This window comes from Haladaptatus sp. CMAA 1909, from assembly GCF_043952005.1.
Taxonomy (GTDB): Archaea; Halobacteriota; Halobacteria; order Halobacteriales; family Haladaptataceae; genus Haladaptatus.
Genome location: NZ_JBIOAV010000001.1, coordinates 2487845 through 2502991 on the forward strand (window position 1 = coordinate 2487845; position 15147 = coordinate 2502991).

15 protein-coding genes are annotated in these 15147 nt (G+C 62.3%); 13 read left to right on the forward strand and 2 right to left on the reverse strand.

What is annotated here, in order from left to right; genetic code table 11:
* Positions 1–167 precede the first annotated feature (167 nt).
* The 6 genes from ACGYLY_RS13580 (at position 168) to ACGYLY_RS13605 (ending at position 6425) form a co-directional block, all read left to right on the forward strand.
* A complete protein-coding gene (locus ACGYLY_RS13580; RefSeq protein ID WP_395281071.1) occupies positions 168–695 on the forward strand; it encodes a cupin domain-containing protein in 528 nt (175 codons plus the stop codon).
* 140 nt (positions 696–835) lie between these two features.
* Positions 836–2536 carry an ABC transporter substrate-binding protein gene (locus ACGYLY_RS13585; RefSeq protein ID WP_395281069.1) on the forward strand — a complete coding sequence of 567 codons (1701 nt, stop codon included), beginning with the start codon at positions 836–838 and terminating at the stop codon, positions 2534–2536.
* Complete coding sequence (locus ACGYLY_RS13590) at positions 2529–3494, forward strand: ABC transporter permease (RefSeq protein WP_395281068.1); 966 nt, start codon at positions 2529–2531, stop codon at positions 3492–3494. Before ACGYLY_RS13585 ends, ACGYLY_RS13590 begins: the two co-directional genes overlap by 8 nt.
* Before the next feature lie 41 nt (positions 3495–3535).
* A complete protein-coding gene (locus tag ACGYLY_RS13595; protein ID WP_395291153.1) occupies positions 3536–4390 on the forward strand; it encodes an ABC transporter permease in 855 nt (284 codons plus the stop codon).
* Positions 4391–4392: 2 nt separating this feature from the next.
* Complete coding sequence (locus tag ACGYLY_RS13600) at positions 4393–5397, forward strand: ABC transporter ATP-binding protein (RefSeq protein WP_395281066.1); 1005 nt, start codon at positions 4393–4395, stop codon at positions 5395–5397.
* Positions 5394–6425 carry an ABC transporter ATP-binding protein gene (locus ACGYLY_RS13605; protein WP_395281065.1) on the forward strand — a complete coding sequence of 344 codons (1032 nt, stop codon included), beginning with the start codon at positions 5394–5396 and terminating at the stop codon, positions 6423–6425. Before ACGYLY_RS13600 ends, ACGYLY_RS13605 begins: the two co-directional genes overlap by 4 nt.
* A 220-nt stretch (positions 6426–6645) precedes the next feature.
* On the opposite strand, the gene ACGYLY_RS13610 is transcribed toward ACGYLY_RS13605, so the two are convergent.
* Positions 6646–8028 (reverse strand): serine hydrolase, encoded by a 1383-nt coding sequence (locus ACGYLY_RS13610; protein WP_395281064.1) that lies wholly within the window; start codon positions 8026–8028, stop codon positions 6646–6648.
* A gap of 242 nt (positions 8029–8270) precedes the next feature.
* On the opposite strand from ACGYLY_RS13610, the gene ACGYLY_RS13615 reads away from it, so the two are divergent.
* The 3 genes from ACGYLY_RS13615 (at position 8271) to ACGYLY_RS13625 (ending at position 10458) form a co-directional block, all read left to right on the forward strand.
* Entirely contained in the window at positions 8271–8996 is a 726-nt protein-coding gene (locus ACGYLY_RS13615; protein WP_395281063.1) for a helix-turn-helix domain-containing protein, read from the forward strand.
* 227 nt (positions 8997–9223) lie between these two features.
* Positions 9224–9403, forward strand: a complete 180-nt coding sequence (locus tag ACGYLY_RS13620; RefSeq protein ID WP_395281062.1) for a hypothetical protein — start codon at positions 9224–9226, stop codon at positions 9401–9403.
* On the forward strand, positions 9400–10458 hold the full coding sequence (locus tag ACGYLY_RS13625) for a dipeptide epimerase (RefSeq protein ID WP_395281061.1): 1059 nt from the start codon (positions 9400–9402) through the stop codon (positions 10456–10458). The genes ACGYLY_RS13620 and ACGYLY_RS13625 overlap by 4 nt, the downstream gene beginning before the upstream one ends.
* Before the next feature lie 250 nt (positions 10459–10708).
* Here ACGYLY_RS13625 and ACGYLY_RS13630 read toward each other — a convergent pair whose 3' ends face one another.
* Positions 10709–11698 carry an alpha/beta hydrolase gene (locus ACGYLY_RS13630; protein WP_395281060.1) on the reverse strand — a complete coding sequence of 330 codons (990 nt, stop codon included), beginning with the start codon at positions 11696–11698 and terminating at the stop codon, positions 10709–10711.
* A gap of 259 nt (positions 11699–11957) precedes the next feature.
* On the opposite strand from ACGYLY_RS13630, the gene ACGYLY_RS13635 reads away from it, so the two are divergent.
* From ACGYLY_RS13635 to ACGYLY_RS13650, 4 genes are read left to right on the forward strand one after another with little or no spacing between them, the layout of a single operon-like run.
* Positions 11958–12158, forward strand: coding sequence for a hypothetical protein (locus tag ACGYLY_RS13635; RefSeq protein ID WP_395281059.1), 201 nt, complete (start codon positions 11958–11960; stop codon positions 12156–12158).
* Entirely contained in the window at positions 12145–13074 is a 930-nt protein-coding gene (locus ACGYLY_RS13640) for an FAD-dependent oxidoreductase (RefSeq protein WP_395281058.1), read from the forward strand. The genes ACGYLY_RS13635 and ACGYLY_RS13640 overlap by 14 nt, the downstream gene beginning before the upstream one ends.
* Before the next feature lie 4 nt (positions 13075–13078).
* Complete coding sequence (locus ACGYLY_RS13645) at positions 13079–14194, forward strand: FecCD family ABC transporter permease (RefSeq protein WP_395281057.1); 1116 nt, start codon at positions 13079–13081, stop codon at positions 14192–14194.
* Complete coding sequence (locus ACGYLY_RS13650; RefSeq protein WP_395281056.1) at positions 14194–15099, forward strand: ABC transporter ATP-binding protein; 906 nt, start codon at positions 14194–14196, stop codon at positions 15097–15099. Before ACGYLY_RS13645 ends, ACGYLY_RS13650 begins: the two co-directional genes overlap by 1 nt.
* Positions 15100–15147: the final 48 nt, after the last annotated feature.

Consider the following 15147-nt stretch of genomic DNA (forward strand, 5'->3'; position numbering starts at 1 on the left):
CTCTGGGCATTTGTCTCTCCCGATGCTCCCCCGTACGGCAGCGATGCTATACATGTTCACGGTCACGGTTACCGTCGGTCGCGTCGTCTCAGCAAGTGTAACGGGCTCGAATCAAGCGGTGAGTGAGGATCCGAGCCGAGTGATAAAAATCCAGAGAGAAAATGACAATGTCAGAACATTCAACCACGCTTCCTGTCGACGACTCCAACCGCGATGCCACCCTTGTGGATCCGAACGATCCAGACGCCCCGCACCTGTCCCTCGTTGGCGATACGTACACGGTCCTCCTGTCGGGCGAAGACACCGCCGACAAGATGTGTCTCATCTACATGCACGTTCCGCCGGGTGGCGGACCCGGTCCACATCGCCACGATTTCGAAGAAACGTTCGTGGTCCTCGAAGGCGAAATCGAAGTAACGTTCCGCGGTGAATCTATCACCGCGAAGGCGGGTCGGACGATTCACGTTCCGGCGAATGCACCACACCAGTTCACGAATGTGACGGATCGGCCGACGCAGATGCTGTGCACCTGTGAACCGGCCGGTCAGGACGAGTTCTTCCGCGCCGTCGGCGTCCCGGTTGACGGGCCAACGACGGTCGCCAATCAAAGCGAGGAGGATGAGCGAGCACAGCTGGAGAAAATCGAAGCACTCGCGCCGCAGTACGACACGGAGCTGCTGGCGGACACGGAGTGACGGAGCGGTTTTCCAGTTGGTCGTGAACGGACGAACGCGGGGGCTCGTGGCTTCACTCCAACCAGCAGGTAACCGCCGCTGTATCGACCCTCCCATGTGGGGTGGTGGGATTATCCTCCGATGGTTTGTGAAAACCACACATGGATCCAAATGACGAAATTACGGTCGCAGAGGCCCCAACGGACCTGAAGGGCACTGCGCTGGACCGCAGGGAGTTCATCGACATGCTCAAAGTCGGCGGCACGATGCTCCTCGGCACATCGCTCGCCGGCTGTTCCGGCAACGGGGGGAACGGCACCGATGGTGGGGCGGTGGCCGGCGGTGTAACTGTCCCGGAGGAACTGGTTATCGCGCTTCCCTCGGGACCCGATTTGCTCGACCCGCACCAAACTACCGACAACGGCGCGAGTTACGTGATGGCGCTGCTCTACGACAGCATGGTGCAGATGGACGGCGACCGGAACATCCGGGAGTCGCTCGGAAAGGGATACGAGATCAGCGACGACGGCACCGAATGGACTATCGAGTTCAACGTCGATAGCGGGATAACGTACCACAACGGCGACGAGTTCACGGTCGACGACGTCGTGTTCACCTTCGAGCGGTTACGTGACCAATCGCTGATCCCGTGGGCCGTCGGCTCGCTCCAGAATGTCGAGAAGGTCGACGACCGACGGGTGACCTTTCAGTTTGAGAAGCCGTACGCCTTCTTCGACATCCACACCGCCTACTCTTCGTACTTCGGCATCCTCCCCGAGGACCTCGCCGGGGCGTCCAAAGAGGAGTTCGCGCAGAATCCGGTCGGTACCGGCCCATACCGACTCGAGGAATGGGTAAAAGACGAACACCTCACTCTGGCCCGAAACGACGACTACGAGACGCCGGTGCTCGACGTCGTGGAGGCCGATGACCCGCCGCGCCCCAAGCGGATCGTCTTCCAAGTCATCCCCTCCACGACGCCCCGCACGCAGGGGCTCCTGACAGGGGACGTGGACGTGGTGCTTCCGGCCCCGACGAAGGACCGGGCGAAACTGCAGGAGTCCGACGAGGCGGCGTTTCACTCGTTTTCCGGAACGTCAATTCGATACTTGGCTCCGCACAACGGACTCCCCCCGACGGACGACCGAAGGGTCCGTCAGGCCATCGCCCACGCGATCGATAGGGAGCGGATCGTCGATGACATCTACAAAGGGGCCGGGGAAGTCAACTACTCCCCGATGCCCGTCGGTCAGGGACCGTGGGCGGGCGAGACCGTGCTCGAAGAGATCGGCTACGAGTACGATCCGGACAAATCGCGCCAACTCCTCGAAGACGCGGGCTGGGAGCAGGACGGTGACTCCCGCGCGAAGGATGGGAAGCGGCTCAAACTCAGCATGGTGACGGGGAACGCGCCGCAGCCGTTGCTCCAGAGTTCCGAGGAGATCGTGGCGATGCTGGGTGAGGTGGGGTTCGACGTCGACCTCACGACTACCCAGTCCAATCAAGCATCGGTACAGATGGCCCAGGGGGAGACCAATCTCCTGAACACCGGATTGGGTTGGGGCACCCCCGACGTGATGCAGTTCATGCTGGCGTCGCCGTACGCCGGCGCTTCGAACGTCCAGTTCTTCAAAGACGACAAGACCGACCAGTACCTCAACGAGGCAGCGAGCACACTCGACGACGCCGAGCGTGCGAACATCTACGAGAAGATGCAACTGCGAGTGATGGAGCTCTGCGGGACGATACCCATCATGTCGCCGTCGATCGAGATCGCCCTCAGTTCGAAGTTAGGGGGGTACCACTACCTGGAGGGTTCGACCGGCCACATGTGGTCGGATATCTACGTGAAAGATGAGTAGACTGCTACGATATCTGGTGAGCCGGATACTCTGGGCGATTCCGGTCCTCGTCGGAGCCTCCATCGTCACCTTCGGTATCATGCACCTCACGCCCGGCGATCCCGCACGGTTCGCCTTGGGTCAACGCGCCACCCCCGAGACCGTGGAGAGGCTCCGACAACAGATGGGGCTCAATCAGCCGATCTACGCCCAGTACCTCGATTTCGTCACGGGCGCGGTTCGCGGCGACTTCGGCCGGTCACTCAAGACTCATCGGGGCGTTACCTCGATGATCCTCCAGCGGCTCCCGTATACCGCTCAGCTATCGATCTCGGCGCTTCTCATCGCCGTTATCGTCTCGTTTCCGCTCGGCATCACCGGCGCGGTCAGGAAAGGGAAGTTCGCCGACCACGCGAGTCGGGTTGGCGCGCTGCTGGGCATCAGTACGCCCAACTTCTGGCTCGGCTTGGTGCTCATCTTGGTGATAGCGGTTCCGATGCGGGCGTTTCCGATCTTCGGGATGACGCTGATAACCGAGGACCCGATCGAGGGAATCACGTCGACGTTGTTGCCCGCTATCGCCCTCGGTACCGCACAGGCGGCGATCCTAACCCGTCTCCTGCGCGGCGGTATGCTCGACGAACTGCAGGAGGGGTACGTCCGGACGGCGAAAGCGTACGGAATCGACACGCGGGAGGTGACCTACGTCTACGCGCTAAAGAACGCCATCCTGCCGACGATAACCGTCCTCGGTCTCCAGTTGGGATCGCTGCTCGGCGGCGCGGTCATCGTCGAGCAGGTGTTCAGCATCCCCGGTATCGGCCGGATGACGGTCGGGGCCATCTTCAGCAAGGATTTCCCGGTCATTCAGGGCATCACGATGTTGGTTGCGGTGACGTTCGTCGCGGCTAATCTGCTCGTCGACTTGGTGTACGTCCGCTTCGATCCCCGCATCGATATCGAAGGAGGTGACCGATGAGCACCGGAACGACCGTCCGGTTGCGGTTGTACCGGCGGACTATGTCCGATCCCGCTATGGCCCTCGGTGCGCTCATAGTCGTCGGATGCGTTCTGCTCGCGATGTTCTCCATCGTCGACGAGTTCGTGCTCAACGGCCTACTCATCAAGACGTTGCTCCACGATCCGTACGTGCTCCACCCCGAGAACCGACTCGTCTCGCCCAGTCTCGCCCACCCGTTCGGAACCGACGAGCAGGGCCGAGACATCCTCGCACGCGTCATCTACGGCACTCGGACGAGTATCGTCGTCGGGATCGGCGCAGTGACGTTCGCAGGAGTCGTCGGCGTGACGGTGGGACTCGTCACCGCCTATTACGGTGGCCTCGTCGACAACGTGGGGATGCGTGCGGTCGACGTGCTGCTGGCGTTCCCCGCCATTCTGCTCGCTATCGCCCTGTTGGCATCGCTGGGGCGTGGCTTCTCCAGCATCATCCTCGCGCTCGGCATCGCCTTCATTCCGCTGTTCGCTAGAATCACCCGGAGTAAGGCTCTCTCGGTCAAGTCCGAGGAGTACGTCACCGCAGCGGAGGTGATGGGATATCCGACCAGAAACGTCTTACGGGACGAGATTCTGCCGAACTGTGTCACGCCGATCATCGTGCAAGCGACGTTCTCGCTGGCGGTCGCGATCATCGCTGAGGCGGGGCTCTCCTTCCTCGGACTGGGAGTCACGCCGCCGACGCCGACGTGGGGCATCATGCTCTCGACGAGTCAGGAGTACATCGATTCCGCATGGTGGTATTCGCTGTTCCCGGGGCTTGCCATCATGACGACCGTTCTCGGATTCAACCTCCTCGGCGACAGTATTCGAGATGCCCTCGATCCCCAGGGTGACAGCGGGGAACGGAGACTGTAACCATGAGTATTCTCCATATCGACGACTTGCACACGTACTTTGACACTACCGGCGGCACGGTTCGAGCCGTCGACGGCATCGACCTCTCCATCGACCCCGGAGAAATCGTCGGTCTCGTTGGCGAGAGCGGGAGCGGCAAGAGCGTTACCGCGGACTCGATAATGAACCTCGTCGAACGACCCGGCCGCATCGCCGACGGCTCGGTGGAGTACGACGGTCGAGACGTGCTCTCGCTCACGGAATCGGAACTCGCGGAACTCCGTGGCAAAGAGATGTCCATGATATTCCAAAGCCCGGAGGAGGCGTTCAACCCGACACAGACGATCGGGCGGCAACTCCACGACGTACTCCGGAGCCACCGAAGTGGGCCGGTCCATCCGTTCAGACGGATACTCGGCCTCGACCACGACGTCGCGTGTCGGGAAGCGGTCATCGAGATGCTCGACGCCGTCGGTATCCCTTCCCCCGAGGATCGGTACACCGACTATCCGCACGAGTTCTCCGGCGGCATGCTTCAGCGAGCGATGATCGGGATGGCGCTCCTCTGTGACCCGAACCTCGTGCTTGCGGATGAACCGACGACGGGGTTGGACGTGAGTATCGAGCGTCAGATCCTGGCACTGTTCAAGGATATGGTCGAGGAACGGAACACGGCGGTGCTCTGGATCACCCACGACCTCTCGGTCGTCGCGAAACTCTGTGATCGAGTGGCCGTGATGTACGCCGGGAAGATCATGGAGGTGGGACCCACGGAGACGGTGCTGTCGTCACCGAAAAACCCCTATACGCAGGCGCTACTGAACTCGATTCCCAGATACGATAGGCCCGACGAGGACCTGTTCGTGATGGAGGGAGAGATTCCGAGCCCGCTCGACAGCCCCGACGGCTGTCAGTTCGCGGATCGGTGTCCGAAGGTTCATGATCGCTGTCGAGACGTCCACCCGCCTCGGTACGACGTCGGCGAACGAGAGGTCGCCTGCTATCTCGTGGAGGAGGAAGCGGAATGAGCCTCATCGAAGCACGTGGTCTCGAAAAGCGGTTCTCGACGGGGTCGGGGGTGGCCGCGCGGTTCTTCTCCGACGACGTGGTTCACGCCGTCGATGGCGTGGATCTCGACATCGAGAGCGGCCAAACCATGGGGCTCGTCGGCGAATCCGGGTGTGGCAAGAGCACGCTCGGCAACCTCCTGTTGCGCATCCACGATCCGACGGCCGGCACTGTTCGATTCGATGGGACCGAGATAACCGGACTGAGTGACCGTGAACTCAGACCCTACCGCAGCAAAATGCAGATCGTGTTTCAGAACCCACGGAACAGCCTCAACCCCAAACACACCGTCGGGAAGATTCTCCGTAAGGCGATATGGTTCCACGACGTCGCCTCCAGCGCGGATGCAGCGTCACTGGCCGAACGGTGCCTCGAAGACGTCGGCCTGCAGCCGGAACACACCGACCGCTATCCGCACGAATTTTCCGGCGGACAACAGCAACGCATCGCGATCGCGCGGGCGCTCTCGGTGAAACCCGAGTTCATCGTCCTCGACGAACCGGTCTCGGCGCTGGACGTGAGCGTGCAGTCCAAGATTCTCGAACTCATCGACGATCTGAAATCCGAGTACGATCTGACGCTGCTGTTTATCACTCACGACCTGAACGTCGTCCGCCGGGTCTGTGACGAGGTATCGGTAATGTACCTCGGGGAGATCGTAGAGAACGCGCTCACGGCGGAGCTGTTCGACGACCCGTACCACCCGTACACGCAGGCACTCTTCGACTCCATCACGCTCCCCGAACCGGGCGAACTCGATCGGGAAGGCGGCATTCAGGGTGAAATCCCTTCACCCATCGATCCTCCGTCCGGCTGTCGCTTTCGAACCCGATGTCCGATGGCGATGCCGGAGTGCGAGGAGGTCAATCCGGAACTCGTGGAACGGGAGCGCGGGGCGACTGACGGAGCACGCCACACCGCCTGCCATCTCTACGATAGCGTCGAGAACGGGCCGGACGAGAAAAGAGCGGTAGATCGACTGGGATAGCGGTGAACGAGGGTCGTTATCCCGGCGAGCAAAGCGCTGCACCGATTTCGACCTCGTCTCTGTTTCTGAACACCCGATGGCGTCACCGACGCGGGTAGCCGTTCTCCGAAAACTCCACATCGATCGGCCGCTCCGTCGGCTGAGGCGGGCGATTTCTGCCGCAGAATCGAGGGGAACTTTCCCACCCGGCTTTCCACGCTCCGCCAAAAAATCTCTTGTCTCACTCTTTGACGAGTCGGTTTCGATCGAAGAAGCAGGTCACGTCGTCGCCGTCGAGTTCGAACCGAACGGGATGGCGCATCCCCGGCGCAGCGACGCTCGAACATACCAGCAGGTCCTCCTCTATCGTCTCGGGCTTGAGGTAGAGCTCCACCCCGCCCACGCTCGATTGTTGTGAGAACTTGAGCATGCCGTCGTTGCGCTCGACGCTCGCGGTACCGATGTCGCGGTACGTCTCGTAGGAGCCACAGACCGAATCGAGCGCGTCGGTCAACCGATAGTACGGGACCGACTCGGTGGGGTCGGTCCCCCGCAGGATGGAGAGAAGCGCCGGTCCGACCAGCAACGGGTGGGCTTCGGGGGTGGTGGTACAACCGATGGCGAGGCCGACTTCCGCGTCTTCGAGGTAGCCGAACCAGAAGTTCGATACGGATATCGAGCCGCCGTGACCGACGAGCGTGTCGTCGAGGAACGACTCGGTCATCATGCCGTAGCCGTACCGAAGTTTGCTGTCATCGAGGTAGGTGGCGAATTCCCCCTCGGGTGTCGTCATCTCGTCGATACGCGACTCGGGGAGCACCGACGCACCGTCGAGGGTGCCGCCGTTCAGGTACATTCGCACGTACTCGCTCATCTCCCGAACGGAACTGACCATTCCGCCCGGCGCGTGAAGCAATGGGTCGAACGGGAAGTCGGACGGGGTCGAGCTCCCTTCCGGCTTGATGTACGGCGTCATCCGATCCTCTTCGCCCTCGAACTCCTCGCGGTCGAACGTCGAACGGTCCATCCCGAGCGGGGCGAGAATCCGTTCGTTCACGTACTCCGCGTAGGTGTCCCCCGTCACTGCCTCTACTATCTCGCCGAGCATCGTGTACCCGGAGTTGTAGTAGAAGAACGTCTCGCGGTCGGTCACCCGCCGGTCGGCCGACGCCTGTACGTGACGCCGGAAATCGTCCTTGCTGGAGAGGGGGATCTCGACGTGACCGATTCCGAGCGACCGGGTGATAAGCGGGGCGGCGGATCCGTCGCTTGGCATCCCCGAGGTGTGGGTGAGTAGTTCACGGATCGTAATCGGTTCACCCGGCACGTCGTCGAGGTGAGGGATGTACTCGGAGACGGGGTCCTCGACGGACAGTTCGCCGGCCTCGACGAGTTGCATGATGGCCATGGCGGTGAAGGACTTCGTACAGGAGCCGATACCGAACAGGGTATCGGGTGTCGCGGGCACGTTCCGTTCGAGGTTCCGAGCGCCGAACCCTTCGGCGTAGAGCGTTCCCTTCGGGTCGACCACTGAAATCGCCGCACCGGGGATACGCTCGTCGCTCAGCCAGTCAGCGACAAACGATTCGATTTCGGAACGCCTTGGTTTCGCGAGCGTTTCCATGGTGTCTCCTGCGAAAGGGTCCGCAAGTAGTGACGGCCTCCTATGGACGGGTGTACGTATATCTCGGTGCCCGGAGCGAGAAATATGGGCAAAACCGGGACGGTGAACCCGTCGCCCAGCGACATCGTCTTCGCCGGATTCTGCGCTACCCGTAACGCGATAGAGCGACAGTTTAGGGCCGGTTGGAGTGGAAAATTCACCCTATCGAAACAATCAATAGTGGTGATTCGAAACGACGTGACATGAGTGAGAATGTCAATCAAAGTACGGGGGAGACGTTCCGGACTTCCCAGATCTCCCTCCGTATCTGGCACCCCAAGTGCTGGACGCTTCTGGTCACGGAGAACGCCGATGCCGGTCTCATCGGCCACGGCGTCTACGAACACGACGGGGTGCTGGAAGCGAGGATGACGGCATACGGGGATACGACCGACGCTATCGACGAACTCGTCGAGAACATCCGCGAGTCGAGTCTGACTCTGGAGGTCAAAGTCATCAACGAGTATTTCGGGTCGAAGTTCCGGACCACCACCGCCGGCAACGCCACCGAAGAACTGCTCGTCGAGTACGAACCTCGATACAGCATCCACGACGCCCTGATATCTCGGGGGTTCGTCCCCGAGGAGAAGATACGCGTCCACGACGGTTACGAGTACTGGACCGTTAACGTGGACGCTCCGCGCTCGGAGATTCACTCTCGCCTCGACGAAGTTCGCCGCCAGATGGACGCCGACATCACCGTCGAGGGAATGAAGTCCGCACACACGAGTACCGTACAGGCGACGCCATCTGCGCAACTGTCCGAGCGACAGCGGGAGATATTCGAGTTCGCCCAACGGGAGGGATACTACACCTGGCCCCGAGAAACCTCCGCCAGCGCGCTCGCCGCCCGGATTGGCGTCTCGAAGACCACGTTTCTCGAACACCTCCGTAAGGCCGAAGCGAAGATTCTCGGGCAGACGAACTGACATCGGGTTCGAGTATCGAACGGTCAAACGCCGTTCCGGAGGGGTAGACCGCCGCTCATGTGAGGTTCTCGTTTTATCGAGAGCAAGCCGAACCGTGGATCACGACGAACGAGACCGTTCTCCTTGGAGGGTTCGATCACGAAACCAATACGTTCGTGGACGGAGACGGCGATGGTACCTGCTATGGGAGGTTGTGGGATTTTAGATGGAACTCGCCATGAGTCGGTATGAGCCTTCACGAACCGTTTGGCGCTTCCGCCACCGCCGTCGTACTCGCGGACGAGGAGTTCGGTGAGACCGGCGGGAAGACGCGGAAACGACCGGGAGGCCCCCTCCGACCGTGGGAAACCGCTCGGAATAGACCTCGAACCGGAACGGATCACGACGTATCGGGAGAGTACAGATGAGTCGAATCGTCGACATCACGGCGCAACCGCTCGACCTCCCGCTGACCGAATCGTTCGAGATTTCGCTGGGCGTCCAGCACGAGGCGGCGAACGTCCTCGTGACGGCCGAAACCGAGTCCGGCGTCGTCGGGTACGGTGAGGGTGCACCAGTCCCCCCCGTCACCGGGGAGACGCGCGAGGCGGCGCTCGCGACTGCACGCGCCGCGGCGGCGGTGGTCGAGGGTCGGCCGGTCGGGGACTACCGACGCCTCGTCGAAGCGCTTCGGAGCACGTTTCCCGGAGCGGTGTCTGCCAACTTCGCGGTCGAGACGGCCGTGCTCGACGCGTTCTGCCGCGAACGCGATATCGCACTCTCGGAACTGTTCGGCGGGATGCCTGCACCGGTCGAGACCGACATAACGGTTCCAATCGACTCCGTCGAAGGGACCGTACGTCGTGCGGAGGAAGCGGTCGAATCGGGATTCGACCACCTCAAAATCAAGACCGGGAACGACGTGCACGAGGACGTCGAGCGCGTCGTCGCCGTTCGAGAGGTGGCAGAGGATGCGGCGATCAAAGTGGATGCGAACCAGGGGTGGACGCCGAAGGAGACCCGAACCTTCGCGAATGCCGTCGCCGACGACGGTATCGAACTCGAACTCATCGAACAACCGGTCGCCGCCGCCGACGTTCGGGGGATGGCCGACGTGCGCCGACACGTCGACGTGCCCATCGCCGCCGACGAGGCGGTGTTCACCCCAGCGGACGCCGTGCGAATCGTCGAGGCCGGGGCTGCGGACATCATAAACGCCAAACTCGGCAAGTCCGGGCCGCTGGCGGTCGCGGACATCGTGGCGATCGCACGCGGTGCGAATCTCGACTGTATGGTCGGCTGTATGCTCGAAAGTTCGATCGGCACCCACACCGGTGCACACGTGGTAGCCGGGATGGGTGCGTTCTCGTACGTTGACCTCGACAGCAATCGCCTGCTCGCCGAAGACGTCGTTGCCTCCGGCGATGGGCCGATTCACGAGATCACCGGACCCGGACACGATGTCACGCCGAGTAACGTGTAAAACCGGCTAGAGGGAGGCGATTCGTTCGCACGTCCACGACACGGACGTCGGGGGCTGGGATAGTTCGAGCCGCTACGACCTCGTCATCCCCGCACTCTCGAAAGGACAGATCGCCGATTGACGAACGACTTCCGATCGAGGAACGGTGGGGACGACAGTGAACCCGTAACGACGACAAACACGTTCCGTCGCACAGTTCTGCTCGAGCCGGAACTCGACCGGGGAGACCGAAAGCGATTACACGATACTGTCAGTCCGCGCCGAGCGCGTCCGCGAGGTCATCGCCGACGTCGGCGATAGTTTCGCGAGCTCGGTCCACGCCTCGAAACGTCACGAAACCGTGGACCATGTCCTCGTAGTTCTCGTAGCGGGTAGGAACGCCGTCGTGGACGAGCTGTTCGGCGTATCGCTTTCCGCCGTCTCGGAGCGGGTCGTATCCGGCGGTGACGACGGTCGCCGGCGCGATACCGGAGACGTCGGCGGCGTTCGTCGGGTCGGCGTACGGGTTTCGCTCGTGGATCTCGCTCGCGTAATAACAGCGGTCGTACCACTCCATGTCGGCTTTGCTGAGGACGATACCCGCGTGTTCTCGTACGGACCGCTGGTCCTCCTCGACGCCGACGGCGGGGTAGATGAGCGCCTGATAGGCGACTTCGGGAACAGCGCGATTCGGTGTGCCACCGGCCGCCGTCCGGTCGCCACCGGAAGCGGAGCCGTCGCGTTCGGCGGCCATGAGGGCGACGACGGCCGCGAGGTTCCCGCCCGCGGAGTCGCCCGCGACCGCGATGTCCCCATTCCCATCGACGGCGGCCGGATTCGCGGCCGCCCACTCGACGGCGGCGTACGCGTCCTCGACCGCCGCGGGAAAGGGGTGTTCCGGAGCGAGTCGGTAGTCGACCGAGAGGACGGCACAGCCGCTCTCCCGGGTGAGGTGACGGCAGAGCCAATCGTGCGTCGCGATGCTGCCGAGGACGAACCCCCCGCCGTGGAAGAAGACGACCGTGGGAAACGGCCCGTCGGCGTCCGGGAGGTAGAGGCGGGTGTCGAGGTCACCTGCTGGACCGGGAATGCTTCGGTCGACGGTCGCGCCGACGACGGGCGGGTTTCGGTTCCGTATCCGCATCGTACCCCGGCTGATGAGGCGGAGGAGCTTCAGTCCGCGGCGACTGTGCGGGAGCGGAAGCCGGTCTTGCCGTTCGACCGCCGCCCGCGCCTGCGGATCGATTTCATCGGCTTGCATGGGCGGTCGTTCGGACGGTCGAAACTAACCGCTTTTGCCACGCGGGGTGATGTTGGGGACGAGTTTTCATATTTCGCCCGTGGAAACGTCGATTCGTGGCGGTAGAGATACTGCCGCCTATCGCATATTCCGACGACGGGTTTCCGAGAACGACCACCGATGTGCGGTACTGACTCGTGCTCTGTGCGCCACGGATTGCCGGCTTTTGGCTGTCCTAAAAGTCGGAACGTTTTTGTACGATTTAGGCGGACCTAAACCCATGGTGAACGACCTGACAGACGAGATACCCACACGACGCGACTCCGCAAACGTTCGACGGGAGGCGACGGACAGAATCGAAGGCACACCGCGCGAGAGCTCCGAACGGCACTCCGCCGGAAAGCGACCTTCGTCCGTGAAAGCTTCCCGGCAGCGCATCGCGGACTTCATCGAGGGGGGTTCTCTCCATGAGCACCGGTGATGCCACCGGCGGGGACGCCGAATTCGACTACGACGTCGTCATCGCCGGCGGCGGTCCGACGGGTTGTTCGGCGGGTCTGTTCACCGCGCGATACGGTCTCGACACGGTCATCTTCGACCGCGGTAACTCCTCGATTCAGCGGTGTGCGTACCTGGAGAACTATCTCGGTTTCCCCGCGGGCATCGACATCGGGACGCTGTACGCCTTGATGCACGACCACGCCGAGGAAGCGGGTTGTGAACTCGTCTCGGACATGGTCGAGTCGGTCGACCGGGACGGCGACGGCTTCCTCGTCGAAACGCAGGACGGGGATACCGTCACGGCCGAACGCGTCGTGGCGGCCGCCAGATACGACGCCGATTTCCTTCGCCCCCTCGACGACGCGGAGGAGATGTTCGTAACGCACAGTCACGGCGGCGAGGAACACGAACACTTCGACCGGGACTACCCGGACGAGGACGGAACGACGCCGATCGACGGGTTGTACGTGGCCGCCCCGGCGGGCGACGCGGAAGCACAGGCGATAATTTCTGCCGGTCAGGGTGCGCGAGTCGCCCGGACGATACTCGCGGAGGTCCGACGCGAACGCGGGTTCCCCGACGATATCGCCGACCACTGGGACTGGATACGTCGTGACGCCAACCTGACCGGGGAGTGGGCCGACCCCGACAGATGGCGGGAGTGGTTCGACGAACGCACCCCGGACGACCACGACCTCGACGAGGAACGTCTGGTCGAACTCCGAGAGCAGGAGATAGACCGGAAGTTCGCGACGTACCTCTCCGACGAGGAGATAGACCGACGGGTCGAGCGCGGTCAGAAACGGCTGCTCGAACATATCGACGACGAACGCATTCTCGACGCTGCCCGCGATATCGAGGCCGAGCGGCAAGCGTCCGAGACGAGCGAGGACTGAGACGATGGCGAGTAAATCGGTTTCCAATTCCGAATCGACGAGCCTCCGAGAGCAGTGGCTCGGTTGGTTCGACGGGTCGTTGTTCACCCTCTGTGTCGGGAGCGTTTTGGTCGTCGTCGCTGGCGCGCTCGTCCAAGTGAGCTTCGGCGCGTTCAGCATGACCATCGCGGAGGCGTGGCACGCCGTGTTCAATCCCGACGTGATTTTCAGCTTGCAAGCGTGGAAAGCCTTCCTTCTCGGCGCCGAGGTCCCGGAGATGGGCAAACAGAGCCTCATCGTCTGGAACATCCGTCTCCCGCGCGTGTTCGTCGCGATCCTGGTCGGGATGAACCTCGCCATCTCGGGTGCCATCTTCCAGGCCGTGACGAGAAACGAACTGGCGAGTCCGTTCATTCTCGGCGTCTCCTCGGGCGCGGGGTTGATGATTCTGCTCACGCTGGTCGTGTTCTCCGGGTTGTCGACGTTCCTCCCGCTCATCGCATCCATCGGTGGTGCCGTCGCGTTCCTCATCGTGTACGCCATCGCGTGGAAAAACGGCACGTCTCCCGTCCGACTCGTGCTGGCCGGCGTCATCGTCGGAACGGTGTTCGGGTCGCTCCAGACGGCGCTCTTCTTCTTCGCCGACGACCTCGGCGTCGTTCAGTCCGCCATCGCGTGGACGACCGGGTCCTTGACAGGAACCGACTGGGAGCAGGTTCGAATGGCCCTCCCGTGGACAGTCGTCACCATGCTGCTGGCCCTCATCAGTTCCCGACAGCTCAACCTCCTCCTGCTCGGCGAGAAAACGGCGAAATCGCTCGGAATGAACGTCGAGAAGGTCCGGTTCCTGTTGTCGGGAATCGCCGTGCTGGCGGCCGCGGCGAGCATCGCCGTCGCGGGTATCGTGGGATTCGTGGGACTCATCGTTCCACACATGGTCCGCAACATCGTCGGCAGCGACTACAAGAAACTCGTCGTCGGCTGTCTGTTCGTCGGACCGGCGTTGATGGTCGCCGCCGACGTCGGCGCGCGCCTAGCGCTGAATCCGGTGCAGATTCCGGTGGGAATCGTCACCGGTCTCATCGGTGGACCGTACTTCCTCTACCTGATGCGCAAACAGGACAACATGGGTGAAATCTGATGGCCAGTAAGGACACGACGCGCTTGGACGAGACGCCGGAATCGCCGACCGGTCGTCGAGACGGTTCCGACGTACCGACCGGTATAGCCGCTGACTCGGCGAGCGAGTTCAGCGGTGAGGACCTAGTCATCGGCTATCCTGCTTCGGACGAACCAATTCTCGACGACGAGTCGGTTCACGTCTCGCCGGGCGAAGTGACCGCACTCGTCGGCCCGAACGGCAGCGGAAAGAGCACGCTTCTGAAGGGGCTCGCCAATCAACTCGCGCTCGACGACGGAACCGTTCTCCTGGACAGAGCGGACATCCACTCGCTCACGACCAAGGAGCTGGCTCGAAAACTCGGCCTGCTCTCACAGGAGAACGTTTCGCCGGGTAGTCTCTCCGTCGAAAACCTCATCGAACACGGCCGCTATCCGTATCGCGAATTTTTCGAGGCGATGACCTCCGAGGACGAGGCAGCTGTCGACCGAGCCATCTCCTTGGCGGGCGTCGAACACCTTCGCGAGCGCCCGGTCGGGAGTCTCAGCGGCGGTCAAAAACAACTGGTGTGGATCGCGATGGTTCTCGCACAGGATACAGACGTCCTGTTGCTCGACGAACCGACGACGTTCCTCGACCTGCATCACCAACTCGAAGTGATGAAAATCGTCGAAACGCTCCGGGACGAGAGCGACATCACGGTCGTCGTCGTCCTCCACGACATCTCACAGGCGGCGCGGTACGCGGATCGGATGGTCGCGCTCAAGGACGGGTCGATTTACGCCCGCGGGTCGCCCGACGAGGTTCTCACGGAGGACCTCCTCGCGGACGTCTTCGAAATCGAGGCGACGGTCACGTCCACGGAACACAGCCCGCAAATCATGCCGCTTCATCCCCTTCACGACGCCGATAGGAAATCCGAATGAGCGGCGAGTGAGGACTCTAGAGTGGAGGTGATGCCGGACACGTCCGTA